Source organism: Miniimonas sp. S16, from assembly GCF_057748195.1.
Genome location: NZ_CM173242.1, coordinates 3060176 through 3076369 on the forward strand (window position 1 = coordinate 3060176; position 16194 = coordinate 3076369).

Annotated in this window: 12 protein-coding genes and 1 riboswitch; of the genes, 4 read left to right on the forward strand and 8 right to left on the reverse strand. The window is 76.4% G+C overall.

Translation table 11 applies throughout. From position 1 onward, the window contains the following. Nucleotides 1-6: 6 nt before the first annotated feature. From AC3AQ1_RS13410 to AC3AQ1_RS13430, 5 genes are all read right to left on the reverse strand, one after another. Nucleotides 7-3303 carry an FtsK/SpoIIIE domain-containing protein gene (locus AC3AQ1_RS13410; protein ID WP_159096552.1) on the reverse strand — a complete coding sequence of 1099 codons (3297 nt, stop codon included), beginning with the start codon at nt 3301-3303 and terminating at the stop codon, nt 7-9. A 191-nt stretch (nt 3304-3494) separates the two neighbouring features. Next, nucleotides 3495-4196, reverse strand: a complete 702-nt coding sequence (locus AC3AQ1_RS13415) for a response regulator (RefSeq protein ID WP_108719389.1) — start codon at nt 4194-4196, stop codon at nt 3495-3497. Beyond that, the gene (locus tag AC3AQ1_RS13420) at nt 4193-5503 is read right to left on the reverse strand and encodes a sensor histidine kinase (RefSeq protein WP_234417518.1); all 1311 of its coding nucleotides are present in this window, start codon (nt 5501-5503) and stop codon (nt 4193-4195) included. The genes AC3AQ1_RS13415 and AC3AQ1_RS13420 overlap by 4 nt, the downstream gene beginning before the upstream one ends. Before the next feature lie 52 nt (nt 5504-5555). Continuing rightward, nucleotides 5556-6320 (reverse strand): SOS response-associated peptidase, encoded by a 765-nt coding sequence (locus AC3AQ1_RS13425; protein ID WP_108719390.1) that lies wholly within the window; start codon nt 6318-6320, stop codon nt 5556-5558. A gap of 10 nt (nt 6321-6330) precedes the next feature. After that, complete coding sequence (locus AC3AQ1_RS13430) at nt 6331-7647, reverse strand: aminotransferase class I/II-fold pyridoxal phosphate-dependent enzyme (protein WP_108719391.1); 1317 nt, start codon at nt 7645-7647, stop codon at nt 6331-6333. A gap of 50 nt (nt 7648-7697) precedes the next feature. Next, nucleotides 7698-7806: riboswitch (TPP riboswitch) on the forward strand. A gap of 35 nt (nt 7807-7841) precedes the next feature. On the opposite strand from AC3AQ1_RS13430, the gene AC3AQ1_RS13435 reads away from it, so the two are divergent. The 4 genes from AC3AQ1_RS13435 (at nt 7842) to AC3AQ1_RS13450 (ending at nt 11734) form a co-directional block, all read left to right on the forward strand. After that, nucleotides 7842-8624, forward strand: a complete 783-nt coding sequence (locus AC3AQ1_RS13435; protein WP_108719392.1) for a YkoF family thiamine/hydroxymethylpyrimidine-binding protein — start codon at nt 7842-7844, stop codon at nt 8622-8624. Nucleotides 8625-8707: 83 nt separating this feature from the next. Then, nucleotides 8708-9334, forward strand: a complete 627-nt coding sequence (locus AC3AQ1_RS13440) for an ECF transporter S component (RefSeq protein ID WP_234417519.1) — start codon at nt 8708-8710, stop codon at nt 9332-9334. Continuing rightward, nucleotides 9303-10988: an ABC transporter ATP-binding protein gene (locus AC3AQ1_RS13445; RefSeq protein ID WP_108719394.1), complete on the forward strand. Its 1686-nt coding sequence runs from the start codon at nt 9303-9305 to the stop codon at nt 10986-10988. Before AC3AQ1_RS13440 ends, AC3AQ1_RS13445 begins: the two co-directional genes overlap by 32 nt. Continuing rightward, entirely contained in the window at nt 10985-11734 is a 750-nt protein-coding gene (locus tag AC3AQ1_RS13450; RefSeq protein WP_108719395.1) for an energy-coupling factor transporter transmembrane component T family protein, read from the forward strand. The genes AC3AQ1_RS13445 and AC3AQ1_RS13450 overlap by 4 nt, the downstream gene beginning before the upstream one ends. Here the strand turns inward: AC3AQ1_RS13450 and AC3AQ1_RS13455 are convergent. From AC3AQ1_RS13455 to AC3AQ1_RS13465, 3 genes are read right to left on the reverse strand one after another with little or no spacing between them, the layout of a single operon-like run. Then, nucleotides 11727-14057 (reverse strand): MMPL family transporter, encoded by a 2331-nt coding sequence (locus AC3AQ1_RS13455; RefSeq protein WP_108719396.1) that lies wholly within the window; start codon nt 14055-14057, stop codon nt 11727-11729. The two genes, AC3AQ1_RS13450 and AC3AQ1_RS13455, sit on opposite strands and share 8 nt — an antisense overlap. After that, nucleotides 14054-15100, reverse strand: a complete 1047-nt coding sequence (locus tag AC3AQ1_RS13460; protein WP_108719397.1) for a HesA/MoeB/ThiF family protein — start codon at nt 15098-15100, stop codon at nt 14054-14056. Before AC3AQ1_RS13460 ends, AC3AQ1_RS13455 begins: the two co-directional genes overlap by 4 nt. 56 nt (nt 15101-15156) lie before the next feature. Beyond that, on the reverse strand, nt 15157-16146 hold the full coding sequence (locus AC3AQ1_RS13465) for a hypothetical protein (protein ID WP_108719398.1): 990 nt from the start codon (nt 16144-16146) through the stop codon (nt 15157-15159). Nucleotides 16147-16194: the final 48 nt, after the last annotated feature.

Genomic DNA, 16194 nt, shown 5'->3' on the forward strand with positions numbered 1-16194 from the left:
CTCGCGTCACGGCGGCTGCGCGACCTGGAGCGCGAGCGTGCCGCGCGGCGTGACCAGCAGGGCGCGGCCCGGCGGCACGGGCAGAGGGAGCCGAGGCGTGCCGGGGTGCGCGTGCGAGGGAACGTGACCGCCGAGCGCGAGCACCGTGCGCGCCTCGCGTACCCCACCGAGGACGCCCTGGAAGGCCGTGAGCAGCGCGGCGGGGGTCGTCGCGACGACGACCCGGCCCCGCAGCCGCGGGACGAGTGCCACCGACTCCGCGGTATCGAGCTGGTCGGCGTCATCGACGAGCAGGACCTCCTCGGCGTCGTCGGTCGGGCGGGCGTCGTCGGTCGGGCGGGGGTCCCCGGTCGGCCCGGGGTGGTCGTGCGGGCCGGAGCGGTCGGCGTGGTGCCTCCCGTCGCCGTCGACACGGACCACCCGCAGCCCCGCCGCCCGTGCCGCGTCCGCGACGGCGCCGAGCGCCGTGGTGCGGCCCGACCCGGGCGGACCCACCACGAGCCACGGCCGACTCGGCTCGAGCACGGCGCCCACCGGACCGGCGTCGTCACCGCCGCGTCCGACGGCGAGCACACCGGCGGGTGCTCCGGTCACCGGCCCACGGACGTGGGCGGGAACGGGAGCCAGCCGAAGCAACGGCTCGGTGCCGGCCGACTCCGCCGCCGTCCCCAGCGGGAGGTCGTCGACGACCACCTGGGCGAGCCGTGCGACGCCGCGATCGAGCAGCACGCCGCGCCCGGGTGGGGCCTGCGGGTCGACGAGGGCGCGGGGGATCCCGAGCATGGCCGCGGTTCCGGCGTCGCGGACGTGCAGGGTGAGGTGCGTGGCGACCGATGGCGCCCAGCGGTGCGCGGTCCCGACGACGAAGGCCATGTCGTCTCGCACCTGCAGCAGCGTGGCGATCAGGTCCTGCCCGGTGCCGAGGCGCGTCGCGCCGTCGACGGCGTCGAGCACCGCCTCAGTGTCGTCGAGCACGAGCTTGGCTCCCGGGTCGCTGCCCTGCGCCAGCAGCATGAGCAGTCGGACCAGCCGATCGGGTTCGGCCGTCGTCACCGTGGTGCCGAGGCCCGGGTGGATCACATGTCCGGAGTCGCGGCCGGTGGCGGTCCAGCGGGGCCACGGCTCGCGGGAGATCACGTGGCACGGGCGTCCGGCGCGCAGCGCGTCGCCGACGAGGGCGCGCAACGCGGTGCTGCGCCCGCTGCGGGGCGGCCCGCTGACGAGCAGGCGTCCGCCCGCCCAGCGCCACGGAGCGTGCCTCGTCTCCTCGGGGACGTCGAGCAGCAGCGGGGCCCGGACCGCGCTGCGCCCGACCTGCGCGGGCAGCGCGGGCGTCCACGGCCGGTGCACGGTGAGCAGGTCACCGCGTCGCGCACGTCGCACGCGCTCGGCGGCCTCCCGCACGGCGGCCACCACGCGGGCCGCGTCGGGCGCCGTCAGTCTGCCGAGCTGTGTGACGCCGTCGTGCGCCGTTCCGGTCACCACCGCCTGGCCCGGTCGCGTGAACGTGCTCGCGTCGCCGCGGCCGACGACGTCGAGCGAGTCCGTCGCGTCCAGCACCCGCAGGCACACCCGCAGCGGCAGGTTGGCGCGCAGCTGCGGCTCCAGCACGCCCGCCGGACGCTGGGTCGCGAGCACGAGGTGCAGCCCGAGCGAGCGGCCGAGCGTCGCGACCGCCGTGAGGTCGGCGAGCCGGGCGGCGTCGTCCTCCACGAGCGCGCGGACCTCGTCGACCACGACCACGAGCCGGCCCAGGTGGCCGCCGCGGGCGAGCAGGTCGGCGCGGTCGCGCGCGCCCGCCGCGGCGAGCAGCCGCTCGCGGCGGCGCAGCTCGTGCCGCAGCGCGGTGAGGGCCCGGGCGCTCGCGGCGGCGTCGAGGTCGGTGAGCAGACCCACGCAGTGCGGCAGGCCGGCGGCCACGCCGAACGTGGCGCCGCCCTTGTAGTCGACGAGCAGCATCGTGAGGTCGCGTGGTGCGTGCCCGAGCGCCAGGGCGAGCACCCAGGACTGCAGGAGCTCCGACTTGCCGGACCCGGTGGTACCGGCGACCAGGGCGTGCGGACCGTGCTCGGCCAGGTCGAGACCGCTCGCCGGACCGGGGCCGAGGTGCACCGGCAGTCCGGCCGCGGGGTCCAGCCACGCGCGCGCGACCCGCGCCGGGTCCGGGTCGAGGACACGCACGAGCGCGCCGTCGGGGAGGGCGTCCCCGACGGCGTGGCACACGGCGGCCACCCAGGCGGGTGAGACGCCGAGGCGCCCCCGCGCGCCGATGACCGGCCACGGCCCCGGCTCCAGCGCGCCGCGAGTGGGCGCTGCGCGCCGCACGACCCCCGGCTGTTGCACCTCGAGCCAGCGCGCCAGCCCCTGCTCGTCCGGCCCGACCACCGCGACGCCCTCGGTCCCGATCCGCAGCGGTGCACCCGCCGCGCCGCCGTGCACCAGGACGCCCGCGCCCTCGGCAGCTCCCGGCGGCACGGAGCCGCCGGGTCGGGCGACCGCCGCCACGGCGTGCGCAAGCGCAGGAAGGGCGCCGACCCCTGCCGCCCAGACCGCTGCTGCCGCGGGATCCGGCGGGTCCGTGCCCGGCGGGGAGGGCGGCCGGCGACGGCGCCCGACCAGTGCGACGACGACGGCCCCCACGGCGCCGACCCCGATCGCGCCCACCAGCCACCAGCGCGACGCGTGGCCCGCGAGCAGCAGCGGGAGCATGCCGAGCATCGGCAGCAGGGCGAGGAGCGAGCGCCACCGACCAGCGCCCGACGACGTCGCGCGGCCGGCGGGCTCCCCGGCTGCGGTGGGCGCCGGGGGAGGTGAGGGACGTGACCGCCGCGGCGGTCGGCGCGGCGCCGTGAACCGCGGCGCACCGGCGTCGTCGGGCTCCGGCGTCCCGCGCACCTCGAGCCGGGTGGACCCCAGGAGCAGCGCGTCACCCACGCGCAGCAGGGCGCGGCGGCGGACCCGTCGCACGCGCTCGCGGCCGCCGGTGCTGCCAGTGCCTCCGGTGTCACCAGGGCCGCCGGGTCGGCGACGGCCGCGGCGCCTCGGCCGCACCACGGCGGAAGGCGCGGCGACGCGCACGAGGTAGCGCTCGCCGTCGGGCATCGGTGCGACGCAGGCGTGCAGCCGGGAGACCGACGGGTCCGCGAGCGTGAGGTCGGCCGACGGCGCGCGGCCCACGCTCACCCGCGCGGACGTGAGCGGCACGGCCCAGCCCGCATCCGGACCGTGCACGACGGCGAGGTGCGCCGGCGCGTGCCAGCAGGCGCGCCAGCGTGCGACGACGGCGGCCGGGTCGGTGTCCACGCCGCCGAGCCTGCGCCCGGGCACCGACAGCGGCGAGCGGACCTGTGGATGCCGCACGGGCGGGTGTCGCCGCACGGATCTGGGGACAACGTGCGCACCAGGCCGACCCCGACCGTCCGGGCCGCGAGCGGCCGATCGCGCGCCGAGTGCCGCGTCCACCGCGCCTCGAGTGCCCCGAGGTGCCGCGCGGCTCAGGTCCCCGGCGAGACCAGCCCCGTCTCGTACGCGAGCACCACGAGCTGCACCCGGTCCCGGGCCCCGAGCTTGGCGAGGATGCGGCCGACGTGCGTCTTCACGGTCGCCTCGGCCACGAACAGGTCCGAGGCGATCTCGGTGTTCGTCCGGCCCCGGGCGATGAGCTCGAGCACCTCGCGCTCGCGCTCGGTGAGGTCCGCGAGCGAGTCGGGCGGCGTGCGGTTCTCCAGCGGCATGCGCGTCGCGACGTGCTCGATGAGGCGCCGCGTGGAGGACGGCGCGATCACGGCGTCGCCCGCGTGGACCGTGCGGATCGCGGCGAGCATCTCCTCCGGCTGGGCGTCCTTGAGCAGGAACCCGCTCGCGCCGGCGCGGATCGCGGCGAACACGTACTCGTCGAGGTCGAACGTCGTGAGGATGATGATCCGGGGGACGGGGCGGCCCGGCGGGCGCGGCGCGGCGAGCAGCCGGCGGGTCGCCTCGATGCCGTCCAGGCCCGGCATGCGCACGTCCATGAGCACGACGTCGACGTCGAACCCCGGCAGCAGGCGCAGCGCCTGCGCGCCGTCGCCCGCCTCGGCGACGACGGCCATGTCCGGCTGGCTCGAGATCACCATGGAGAAGCCGGCGCGGACCAGCTGCTGGTCGTCGACGAGGGCGACGCGGATCTGGTGGCTCGCGGTCGCGGGCTGGGTCATCGTGCGGACTCCTGGAGGATCGGGGAGGGTGGCAGCGGGAACGTGGCGTGCACACGGAAACCACCACCGGGCCGAGGCCCCGCGTGCAGCGCGCCCCCGAAGAGCGCGGCGCGCTCGCGCATGCCGGTCAGGCCGTTCCCGGCGCCGTCGGGTGCCGCGGCGGCGCCGCGACCGTCGTCGTCCACCTGGAGCACGAGGGCGGTCGGGTGCCACGCGACGTCCACGCGGGCGTGCACGGTGCCGGGCTCGCCGGCGTGCTTGAGGACGTTGGTGAGCGCCTCCTGGCAGATCCGGAACGCCGCGAGGTCGGTGGCCGCGGGCAGGTCGCGCGGCTCGCCCCAGGTGACCAGCTCGACGGCGGGCCCGGACGCGCGCACGCGGGCCACGAGGTCCGGCAGGTCGGCGAGGCCCTCTTGCGGGCGGTGCGGCACCGAGCCGTCCTCCCGGAGCACCCCGAGGATCCGCCGGGTGTCTGCCAGCGCCGCGCGCGCCGTCGTCGCGATCGTGTCGAGGGCCTGTGCGGCGAGCGCCGGGTCGGACCGCGCGGCATACCGCCCGCCGTCGGCCTGAGCGACGACGACGGCGAGGGAGTGCGCCACGACGTCGTGCATCTCGCGCGCGATCCGGGTGCGCTCCGCGGCGACGGCGAGCCGCGCCTGCTGGTCGCGCTCGTACTCCAGGCGGGCCGCGCGCTCGCGCAGCGACTCCCAGCGCTGCGAGCTGGAGCGGCGCAGGAGTCCGGCGACCCACGCGAGCAGGGCGGGGACGGCGGCCGCGACGAACAGGAACGTGGCAGTCAGCAAGCCGTCGCGGCCCATGTCGAGCGACATGGAGACGGCGATGAGCGCGCTGCCGAGTACGGCCGAGCCCAGGCTGACCCGGCGCGCCCAGATCGGGGCGTGCACGGTCGTGGAGTAGACGGAGACGTAGATGAGCAGGTCGATCGGGAGCAGACCCGTGCCGGCGAGGAAGTGCCCGAGCGCGAGAGCGTTGACCGCCACGGCCGACCCGATCGGCCAGCGGCGACGGCAGGCGATCGCGACCGGCATCCCGATCGACGCGGTCCACATGGTCAGCACCGCGACCGGCGACGCGGTCGACCCCGTGCCCGTGAGGATCGAGAGGCTGCCGAGCAGGAGGAACGCGGCGGCGGCGAGCACGCCGTCCAGCCAGGCTCCGTTGCGGCTGAGCCAGGCGTCGAGCTGGAGGACCGGCCCGCCGGCCGCGACGTCGCGGGACCCGACGCCGCCTCCGGCCACGGGAGCGCCGAGAGGCGCACCGCTGGCGGGGGAGGCAGGAGAGGTCACCGTCCGAGGGTAGGCCGCGGCCGTCGGCGGCGCGGTCCGCCGAGGGTCTGACCTAGACGGGCTCGATCAGACCGGCGTCGTCGTTGCGCACGGAGCCCACGCGCGCGGAGACCTCGTGCCAGACGAGCTCGGGCGGAGGACCGGCGAGGATCGCCAGCGCGGCGTCGGCGTCGGTCATCGCGGGGTCGAGCCACTCGTCGACGCGCGCGTGCGGGAGCGCGACGGGCTCACGGTCGTGGATCGCCTCGAGGCCGTCCCGCGCCGCCTGGGTGACGATCGTCGTCGACAGCAGCCACCGCGCCGGATCGTCCTCCTCGCGCGTGGGGTCGCGCCACCACGCGTACAGGCCCGCGAAGGCGAGCGAGGAGCCGTCGGCCGGGTGAATGTAGAACGGGGTCTTCGCGGGCAGCCCCGAGCCCTCGGGGTTCTTGCGCCACTCGTAGTACCCGTCCGCCGGCACGAGGCAGCGTCGCGTGACGAGCGACTTGGCGAACGCGGGCTTGTCCGCCACGGTCTCCAGGCGGGCGTTGAACATCGGGGCGCCCTTGGCGCCCGGTCCCGACGACCACGCGGGCAGCAGTCCCCAGCGCGCCAGGTGCAGCTCGCGGAGCACCCCCGTGCCGGCACCGTCCGCAGCGGACTCGCGTGCGTCCTCGCTGCCCACGAGGCGTGGGCGGTCGAGCACGACCCGCGCGCCATCGGTGGGCGCGACGTTCCAGGACGCCGCGCGGTCCGCGGCGTCCTCGCTCACCACGTCGACGTCGAACTCCGCCGCCAGCTCGTCGGCCGCCCGGACGGCCGCGTACCTCCCGCACATGCCGCCGACCCTACGTCGCGCCACCCCCATCGCCGCCGCCGACCGATCCGCCCGAGCCGGCCGGATCGACCCGATCGACCCGATCGACCGGATCGGCCGCTGCGAGCGCCCCCCGCAGCCCCGCGAGCCGCGCCAGCGCGACATCGAGCGTCGCCTCGTCCTTCACGAACGTGAACCGCAGCCACGAGGACAGCGCCCGCGCCGTCGCCGATCCCGCCCGGCAGAAGGCGGTGAGCGGCACGCACGCCACGCCCACGAGGTGCGGCAGCGCGCGGGCGAGAGCGTCGCCGTCGGGCACGGTGGGCGAGAGGAAGGGCGCGGCGTCCGCGCAGACGAAGTACGTCCCCTGCGGGACCACGACGGCGAACCCCGCCTCGCGCAGCCCGCTCACCAGGGCGTCGCGGCGCTCGGCGAGCGAGGCCGCGAGCGCGGCGACGTCGGCGTCGCCCTCCTCGAGCGCGCGGGCGACCGCCGGCTGCAGCGGCGCGGCGCTCACGTAGGTGAGGAACTGCTTGACGGTGCGCACGGCCGTGACCAGCTCCGCCGGCCCGCTGATCCAGCCGACCTTCCAGCCCGTCAGGGAGAACGACTTGCCGACCGAGGAGATCGTCAGGGTGCGCTCGCGCATCCCGGGCAGCGTCGCGAACGGGACGTGCGTCGCACCGTCGAACGTGAGGTGCTCGTACACCTCGTCGGTGACCACGACCGCGTCCACCCGCGCGGCGTGCGCGGCGACGACGGCGAGCTCGGCCCGGGTGAGGACTGTTCCGGTCGGGTTGTGCGGGGTGTTGAGGAGGACCACGCGCGTGCGCGGCGTCACGGCCGACGCGAACGCCTCGACGTCGAGGCGCCAGCCCTCGGGGGTCGGGCGTAGGGGGGCGGTGGTGTGGGTCGCGCCGGCCATCGCGATCGTCGCGGCGTAGGAGTCGTAGTACGGCTCGAGCGTGAGCACCTCGTCGCCCGGTCCGGCGAGGGCGAGCACAGCGGCGGCGATCGCCTCGGTGCCGCCCGCGGTCACGAGGATGTCGGAGTCGGGATCGAGAGCCAGCCCGTAGTGCCGGCGCTGGTGCGCGGCGACCGCACGGCGCAGCGCCGGGATGCCGGGCCCCGGCGGGTACTGGTTCGCGCCGGTGCGCAGCGCCTCGACCGCGGCCTCGCGCACCCACTCGGGGCCGTCGGTGTCCGGGAAGCCCTGGCCGAGGTTGGCCGAGCCGGTGGCCGTGGCCAGGGCGGACATCTCCGCGAAGATCGTGGGACGGACGGCGCCGTCGGGCGCGAGGAGACCGGACGCGCGCGCGACGGCGAGCCAGCGCGGGGTGCTCGTCATGCGGACGAGCGTAGGGCGGGTCGCACATCGGCCGCCGCCACCCGCTAGCCTCGAGCCAGCACGGGAGTCCGGTGAGCCGGGCTGAGAGGGAGTACTCCAACTCCGACCGTTGAACCTGATCCGGATCATGCCGGCGCAGGGAGCTCCGCCAGGCGAACGTCGTCTGAGCCCGTGCTGGTCCCGAGAGGGTACGCATGAGCCAGACCTCGCTCGCCACCGCCTCGCAGCTCGACGATCCCGCCGCCGTGCGGCATCCCGACGCCGCCCCAAGCCCGACGGCCGACCCCCTCACGTTCGGCGTCGGCGCCCGGATCACGGCCGCCGTCATGGCCGCGGACCACGTCGACGTCCTCACCCGCGCGCTCGCGGCGACCCCGACCGGTGACCTCGTCGTCGTCACGGGCGACGTCTCCACCTACGTCGGCGGCGCCGAGGACGACCTGCTGCGCTACGTCACCGACCTGGGTGCCACGCTGGCGGCGACCGGTCATCACGTCACGCTCGTCGTCCACCTGTCCCGCGGCTGCCCGGGCGAGGTCGTCTGCGCGCTGCCGGGCGGCGCCGGCCCGCGCGTCGTGGCGCCCCCGACGACCGACCGCACCGGCGCCTGGGCCGCCGCGGAGTGGGCGCTCTACCCGCTCGCCGACGGCGTCGGTGCCGGTGGCGGCGTCGGCCCAGCCGCCGGCGCGGCCGCTGCGTCGGATCAGCAGCCGGACCACATGCGCGACATCGAGGCCGCCATCGCCCACGCCCGCGACCTCGGCACGTTCCGCGGCAGCGAGCACTTCGTCACCCGCCTCGAGGGCGACCTCGCCGACGTCCTCGCCACGGCGTTCGCCGGCTGGCTGCTCGCGGGCCGCACCGTGCAGCACGTGACGAGCCACCTCACGGTGTCGATCAACAGCCCGAGCCACGCCGCGCGCGACGGCGAGCCCTCGATCGCGCCCACGTCGGCGCGCGCCGGGGACGCAGCATGAGCGCGGCCGGCGGATCGCCCCGCCCGACCCGCCCGGATGGTGCGCCGACGGCCCGAGGCGCCGCTCGCCGTCGCCCGCTGGCGATGCGCGACCTCGTGCTCCTCGTGGTGCTCGGCGTGGTGTTCGGGTTCCTCTACTGGGTGCTCGTGCAGGCGTGGACCGCGCTGTCGATCGCGATGGGGCCGGCCGGAGACCTCGCGCAGCACGTCCTGTTCGGCGGCTGGCTGCTGGTGGCCCCGCTCGCCGTCGCGATCCTGCGCCGCCCGGGCGTGGGGATCCTCGCCGAGCTGCTGGCCGCGGTGATCGAGGTCGTGTTCCTCGGCAGTCCGGTCGGCCCGCTGCTCCTGCTCGCCGGCCTCCTCCAGGGCCTGGGCAGCGAGCTGCCGTTCGCGCTCGGGCGGTACCGCTCGTTCGGCTGGGTGCGGTTCGCGGTCTCGGGGCTGCTGGGCGCGAGTCTCGTGTTCTTCTGGTCGGCGTTCCGGTTCGGCTGGTACGGCCAGGACCTGCTGCTCCTGCGGTTCGGGATCCAGGTGCTGTCCGGCGTGCTGCTCGGCGGCCTGGTCGCCAAGGTCATCGTGGACGCACTGCTGCGCACCGGGGTGCTCGCGAGCTTCCCGATCGCGGCCGCGTCGCGGTCTGCCGCGTCAGCAGGCTCGACGGCGCGGGGCGGCGGCGCCGGTGACCCCGACCTGGTACGGCGTGAGCGCTGAGCCGGCGATCGAGGCTCGCGACCTCGAGATCGTGCTCCCCGGGGGCGACGGCGTCGGTCCGCTGACCGCGTCGCTCGCCCCCGGGGAGGCGGTGCTGCTGCTCGGGCCGTCCGGCTCCGGCAAGTCCACGCTGCTGCGCACGCTCGCGGGCGCGATCCCGCAGACGGTCGGCGCGCGGGTCGCCGGCGAGGCGCGGGTCTGCGGCCTCGACCCGGTCGTGGCGGGCGTGGTCGTCACCGCCGCGCACGTCGGGGTCGTGGCGCAGGACCCGACGAGCGGGGTCTGCCTGCCCGACGTCCTCGACGAGGTCGCGCTGCCCCTGGAGAACAGGGCCGTGCCGCGCGCGGACATCGGCCCGCGCGTGGCGGCGGCACTCGCGGGCGTCGAGCTCGGGGCGTACGCCGGGCGCGGCACGCAGGGCCTGTCCGGCGGGGAGCTGCAGCGGCTCGCGCTCGCGGCCGCGACCGTCGCCCGGCCCGACGTGCTGCTCCTGGACGAGCCCACCGCGATGCTGGACGCGCCGGGCGTCGCGGCGGTGCGCGCCGCCGTCGGGCGCGTGGCGGGTCGCGCGACGGTGCTGCTCGTCGAGCACCGTCTCGCGGAGTACGCGGGCGAGGACGGCCTGGCGGCGCTCCCGCCGCGCACGATCGCTCTCGACCGCGGCGGCCGGGTGCTCGGCGACGGCCCCACGGCGCAGGTCCTCGCCCGGCACGGCGCGGCGCTCCTCGCGCAGGGCTGCTGGCTTCCGGTCGAGGTGGAGCTCGACGTGCTCGGTCTCGACGTCGCCACGCTGGCGCGCCGCACCCTCGACGCGCTGCGTGCGACCGACGCCGAACCCGCCCCACCGTGCCCGACGGCGTCGCTCGCCCCGTGCGCGGACGCATCGCCCGCCGCGGTGCTCACCGCGCGCGGGCTCGGCGTCGACGTCGGCGGCCGCGCCCTGCTGCGGGACGTCGACCTGGACCTGCGGGCCGGCGAGGTCGTCGCGCTGCTCGGCGCGAACGGCGCCGGAAAGTCGACGCTGCTGGCCGTGCTCGCCGGGCTCGTGCCGCCGGCGGCGGGGCGGGTCGCGGGGCCGCGTGCGGGGCTGGTGTTCCAGCACCCCGAGCACCAGTTCGCCGCGCACACGGTCACGGCCGAGATCGGGTTCGGGCTGCCCGCGGCGCGGCGCGAGGCGGTCGTTCGGGCGCGGCTGCGCGAGCTCGACCTCGAGCCGTGGGCGGACCGCTCGCCGTGGACGCTGTCGGGCGGGCAGCAGCGTCGGCTCTCGCTCGCGGCCATGCGCGCTCACGATCGCCCCGTGCTGCTCGCCGACGAGCCGACCTTTGGCCTGGACCGGGACGGCGCGCACCGAGCGCTGCGGGCACTGCGGGAGGCGGCCGACGGCGAGCGTCGCGCCGTCGCGTTCACGTCGCACGACCTGCGCCAGGTCGCCGCGTGGGCCGATCGGGTGGTGCTGATCGCCGACGGCGGCGTGCTGGCCGAGACCACGCCCGCGGCGCTTCTGCAGCGACCCGATCTGCTCGCCGCCGTCGGCATGCGGGCCACGCCGTGGCTCGGGCACCTGGCGAGGCACGGCGACGCGGTGGTGCGGCATGCGCTGCGCTCGCTCGACGCCGCGGTGCCCGCGCCGCTCCCGGAGGCCGCGCGATGACCCGCGCCGTGAGCGCGTCCTTCCTCGGCGCCTGCAACCCGGCGGTCAAGCTCGCGGTGCTCACGCTGTGCTCGGCTGGGGTCCTGTTCCTCACCGACCCCGCGGTGCTGGCGGCGCTCTGTGCGGCGCTGCTGCTCGCCGTCGTGCTCGCGGGCCGTGTCCCGCCGCGCGACCTGGCGCGGGCGATGGTCCCGTTCCTCGCGTTCGGCGTCGGCACGCTGCTCGTCAACGCGCTCGCGCGCCCCGGCACGCTGCTCTGGCCCGACCTGCCGGTGCGGGTGACGGCCGAGGGCGTCCGGATCGGCGCGATGCTCGCGCTGCGCACACTCGTGATCGGCACGACGGCGGTGGTGTTCGCCGCCACCACGCCGCCGCAGCGGCTGCTCACGAGCCTCGTCGAGCACGCGCGGGTGCCGCCGCGGGTGGCGTTCGCGCTGCTCGCCGGGCACCGGATGCTGCAGACGCTGCCGGAGCAGTGGACGACGATCCGGCGGGCCCACGCGGTCCGGGCGCCGCTGCGCCGCGACGGCCGCCCGCGGTTCGGCCCGCGCGAGTACGCCCGGTGCGCGTTCGCGCTGCTCGTGACGTCGATCCGGGCCGGTGAGCGGGTCGCGTTCGCGCTGGAGTCCCGCGGGCTCGCCGACGGGCCGCGCACGATCTGGCGGCCGACGTCGCTCGGGGTGCGCGACGTCGCGCTCGTCGGCGTGGTGCTCGGCGCGCTCGGGGTCGCGATCGGCCTCAGCTGAGTGCGCGCGACTCCTCACCGGTGCCCGCAGCGGCACCGGCCGCCGACGTCCGCCCCGGCACCCCGCGCCCGGGCAGCCACCAGTTCCACCGCCCGAGGAGCCGCATCGATGCCGGCACCACCACGAGCCGCACCACCGTCGCGTCCAGCGCGATCCCGATCGCGAGCCCGAACCCGAGCTGTTGGATCGGCAGGATGCCCGCGAACGCGAACGCCCCGAACACCACCACCATGAGCAGCGCGGCGCCCGAGATGAGCGGCGCGGTCAGGGCGAGCCCGCGTGCCACGGAACCCACGTCGTCGCCCGTGCGCACGTAGTCCTCCCGGACCCGGTTGAGCAGGAACACCTCGTAGTCGGTGCTGAGGCTGAACAGCAGCGTGAGCAGCAGCACCGGCACGAAGTTCTGGATGTAGTCGGAGGACTCGAACCCGAAGAGCGACGCCCCGATCCCGTCCTGGAAGACGAGCACGAGCACGCCGTACGTGGCGCCCACCGACAGCAGGTTCACCGCGATCGCCTTGAGCGGCAGCAGCACCGAGCGGAACGTCACGAGCAGGAGCACGAAGATCACGGCGAGCATCGCGAGGACCACGGTGGGCAGCGTGTCGGCGATGACCTCGTTGCTGTCCACGCCCTGCGCGGTCTCGCCGCCCACGTCGATCGAGAGCGTCGCGACTCCGGCCCCCGTCCCCGACCCCGCGACGGCCTGCGTCGCAGCATCGCGCACCTGCGCGAGCAGCTCCTGCGTCGCGGGGTCCGCGGCGGTGGCCTCCGGCACGACGTCGAGCACGAGCCGCAGGTCGTCCGCGGCCACGAAGTGGTCCACGGTCTGGCGCACGTCGCCCGGCAGTGCCTCGCGCACGTCGGGCGCGGTCGCCGCGAGCGGGTCGCCCGGCGACACGAGCGTGAGCACGTCGAGCGCGGAGTCCAGGCCGGCCACGCCGTCGAGCGCACGCAGGTCCTCGGCGAGGGCGAGCACGGCGGGCGTGGCGGCGCCGTCGGACAGCGGGGTCGTGGCCGTGACCACCACCCGGATCGGTGCCGTCGCACCCGGGCCGAACTCGTTCGCCACGAGGTCGAACCCGGCGCGCACCGGTGAGGACGTCGGGATGATCCGGGCGTCCGGGGTGAAGGTGCTCATCCCGGCGGCGGGGACGGCGAGGGCGAGCAGCAGCGCCACCGCCCCGGCGAGGAACGCCACCGGGCGGCGCATCACCGTGCGCGCGAAGGCGTCCCACCGCCGCGACCCGGCGCGTGGGTGGCTCGAGCGCCCGGCACGCATGCTGCGCTGCAGCCGCGGACCGAGCAGCGCGAGCAGCATCGGCAGCAGCAGGAGGCTCACGAGCACCGCGGACGCGACCACGAGGACGGCCCCGAGCGCGATCGACCGGATGACGCCGAGCGGGACGAGCACGAGCGTGCACATCGCCGCGACCACCGTGATCCCGGAGAACAGCACGGTCTCACCGGAGGTGCGCAGCGTGGTCGCGAGCGCCTCATCCTGGTCGCGCCCGGCGGCCAGCTCCTCACGGAACCGGGTGATGAGGAAGAGGGAGTAGTCGATGCCGACGCCGAGCCCCAGCATCGTCGCGGCGTTCTGCACGAAGACCGACAGCTCCACCTGTCCCGCGATCAGCGAGAGCACCGCGAACGTGAGCAGGATCGCCGTGACCCCGACGGCGAGTGCGGCCAGGGCGGCGAGCGCGCCGCCGAAGAGCAGCACCACGACGAGCACGATGAGCGGCAGCGCGATGAGCTCGGCGCGGAACAGGCTCGTCTCGCTGAGGTGGTTGACCTCGCCCCAGAACGGCGCGGCGCCCACCAGCGAGACCTCGAGCGCGTCCGGCGCGAACCGTTCGGTGAGGTGGTGCTGGACGCCCGTGAGCAGCTGGCGCGCCTCGCCGTCGGGCAGCGCGAGCGCGACGGCGTTCACCACCGTCCGGCCGTCCTCGCCGAGGAACGCTCCGCGCGCCTCGGGCGACAGCGTCGACCAGCCGTACGCGCTCGTGGCCTGCAGCACCGGGTCGGTCATGACGGCGTCGAACGCCTCGGCGACGCGCGTCTCGAACGCGGCGTCGGTGGCGGTGTGCGCGGTGTCGTGCACGACGAGCGTGAGCGACGTGGGTCCTCGTCCCAGGAAGCCCTGCGCCACGGCCTCCTCCACGCGCTGCGACGCCGAGTCCGGCACCGCCCAGCCGCCGCCGCTCAGTCGCGCCGGCAGTCCGGAGGCGAGCAGGCCGGCGACGGCGAGCAGCGCCACCCAGGCGACCACCCCCACCCAGCGCCACCGGCGGGCGGCCACCGCGATCGCGTGCAGCCTCATCGCGCGGCTCCCGTAGTCGATGGCGCGGCCTGCGCTGCGCGGGCGAGGGGAGCGGGTGGCGACGCCGGGGCGGGTGGTGGCACGGATCGCTGGGACCGCGCGAGGTCGCGCAGCGCGAGCAGCGCCTGCACCGGTCGGCCCCACTGGGCCGACATCCGCCGGCCCGCGGTGCGGACCGCGTGGTGCGCGTCGATGACGGTGTGCCGCCGCACGCGCTCGCCGGCGAGCAGGTCGACGACGATGCGCGAGGCGAGCGCCCCGAACAGCAACGAGGTGTAGACGAGCTGGGACAGCGGCGCGTCGGGGTCGGCGAGCGAGGCGCGCGCGCTCACGAACATCTCGACGGGCACCGTGCGCAGCGGGACGATCCGGCGCAGCAGCGTCCAGGTGGGCTCGTGCTGCACCTGGGCGCGGGTGAGCCGGCCGTCGAACGGGGCGTCGCCGGGCGCATAGTCGTAGACGCGGACGTACTGCGTACCGGCCATGTCGTAGCCCGAGACGACCGGACGACCCAGGCGCGCGGCCGCCTCGTGCAGCGCGTACTTGGCGAGCCAGCCCGCGCGCTCGGTGACGTCGACGCCGTCGATCACGATGTCGCACCCCTGCACCAGCGCGGTCACGCCGGTGCGGGTGATGCCGCGCTCGTGGACGGCGACGGCGGCCGCCGGGTTGATCGCGAGGACCCGCTCGGCCCCGACCACGGCCTTGTTCCGGCCGAGGTCGCCGCGGACGGCGTGCTGGCGGTTGAGGTTGTTGAGCTCGTAGCTGCCGTTGTCGGCGAGCACGAGGTGCTGCACGCCGAGCCGGGCGAGCGGCTCGATCACGGCGCCGCCGGTCGAGCCGCAGCCCGCGACCAGGACGACCGCCTCGGCCAGCCGCCGCTGCGTGCGCGCCGGGACGAACCCGCGGTTGCGGCGGGTGAGCTCCACGTAGTCGGCGCTGGGGGAGAGGCGGTGCTCGCCGTCGTGCCCGCGACGGGGGGCGGGGGACGGGCGGCTCTCGGCCGAGGGCCGTGCGGTGGGGGGCGCGGACGCGGTGGTCATGGGTTCTGCTCCGGTGCTGGTCAGGGGCGGGTCAGGTGGTGCTGGTCCGGGGCGGGTCAGGCGGCGACGCGGTTGGTCGCGCCGTGCAGGTGCTCGCCGAGCCCGGTGGTGGCGGCGAACAGGTCGGGCGAGGCGAGGGTCTGCGTGAGCAGGTCCGCGCGCAGCTGCAGGTCGGCGCGGGAGGGCAGGTGCGAGACGAACGGCTTCACCTCACCGCGCGCGGTGTAGGCCAGGTGCATGAGGTCGGTGCCGGGCAGGACGGGCGTGGTGTGCTCCACGAGCTGCACCTCGAGCCCGGCGAGCAGCAGGTGGCGCAGCGCGACCTTCTCCTCGACGTCGCCCACGAGCGTGCGGACGGGCGGGTCGCTCGCGAGCACGGCCTGCGCCACCCCAAGGAGCAGCTCGAGGGTGATCCGCAGTCGCTGCGCCTTGTCGGTCACGGTGCGGGCGCGGACGAACCGCTTGAGCTCGCGGACCTCGTGGCTCGTCGTGCCGGGCAGCGGCGCCACCTTCTCGAACACGTTGAGCCCGTGCGCGGTCTCCACCGGGAAGGGCGCCCGTGCGGGGTCGAGGAGCGGGCGCGGGGCCTCGTCCCGTGAGGAGGCCAGGCAGACGTAGCCGAGGATCCGGCCCGTGGCGCCGTCGAGCGTGAGCACGTGCACGTCGTTCGGGCCGAGCGCGGAGACCGGCTCGCAGAACCAGCCCGACGAGCGCACCACGTCGCCGCACGCCCAGCCGAGCTGGAGGTACTGCGCGAGCCGGAAGCCCTGCATCGCCAGCGCGTAGCGGTGCGGGAGGTCCCGCGTGCGGATCGCCAGCGTGGTCAGCCCGTCGCCGCGCACCGCGAGGTGGTCCAGCGCGTCGGGCGGCACGTGGTCCAGCAGCCGCCGGCAGCTGAGCGAGCCGTGCAGCCCGATGATGTCACGCGTGAAGCGCTCGGTGGCGCCGACGGCGAGCATCGCGTCCGCGCGGTCGACGCCGAGCCCGCCGCGGGGCACGTCGGCAGCGGCGGACGGGTCGGTCGCGGCGAGAGTCGGGTGGCACATGGCGGTCTCCGTGTGGTGGTCGGACTGGGTGTCTGGTCGGCCGGCGGT

Excerpts from the sequence above, each read along its gene's own strand:
- AC3AQ1_RS13430 (WP_108719391.1), bottom strand. The coding sequence starts at position 7,647 with ATGACGAGCACCCCGCGCTGGCTCGCCGTCGCGCGCGCGTCCGGTCTC.
- AC3AQ1_RS13450 (WP_108719395.1), top strand. The coding sequence starts at position 10,985 with ATGACCCGCGCCGTGAGCGCGTCCTTCCTCGGCGCCTGCAACCCGGCG.
- AC3AQ1_RS13415 (WP_108719389.1), bottom strand. The coding sequence starts at position 4,196 with ATGACCCAGCCCGCGACCGCGAGCCACCAGATCCGCGTCGCCCTCGTC.
- AC3AQ1_RS13425 (WP_108719390.1), bottom strand. The coding sequence starts at position 6,320 with ATGTGCGGGAGGTACGCGGCCGTCCGGGCGGCCGACGAGCTGGCGGCG.
- AC3AQ1_RS13455 (WP_108719396.1), bottom strand. The coding sequence starts at position 14,057 with ATGAGGCTGCACGCGATCGCGGTGGCCGCCCGCCGGTGGCGCTGGGTG.
- AC3AQ1_RS13460 (WP_108719397.1), bottom strand. The coding sequence starts at position 15,100 with ATGACCACCGCGTCCGCGCCCCCCACCGCACGGCCCTCGGCCGAGAGC.
- AC3AQ1_RS13435 (WP_108719392.1), top strand. The coding sequence starts at position 7,842 with ATGAGCCAGACCTCGCTCGCCACCGCCTCGCAGCTCGACGATCCCGCC.
- AC3AQ1_RS13440 (WP_234417519.1), top strand. The coding sequence starts at position 8,708 with ATGCGCGACCTCGTGCTCCTCGTGGTGCTCGGCGTGGTGTTCGGGTTC.
- AC3AQ1_RS13465 (WP_108719398.1), bottom strand. The coding sequence starts at position 16,146 with ATGTGCCACCCGACTCTCGCCGCGACCGACCCGTCCGCCGCTGCCGAC.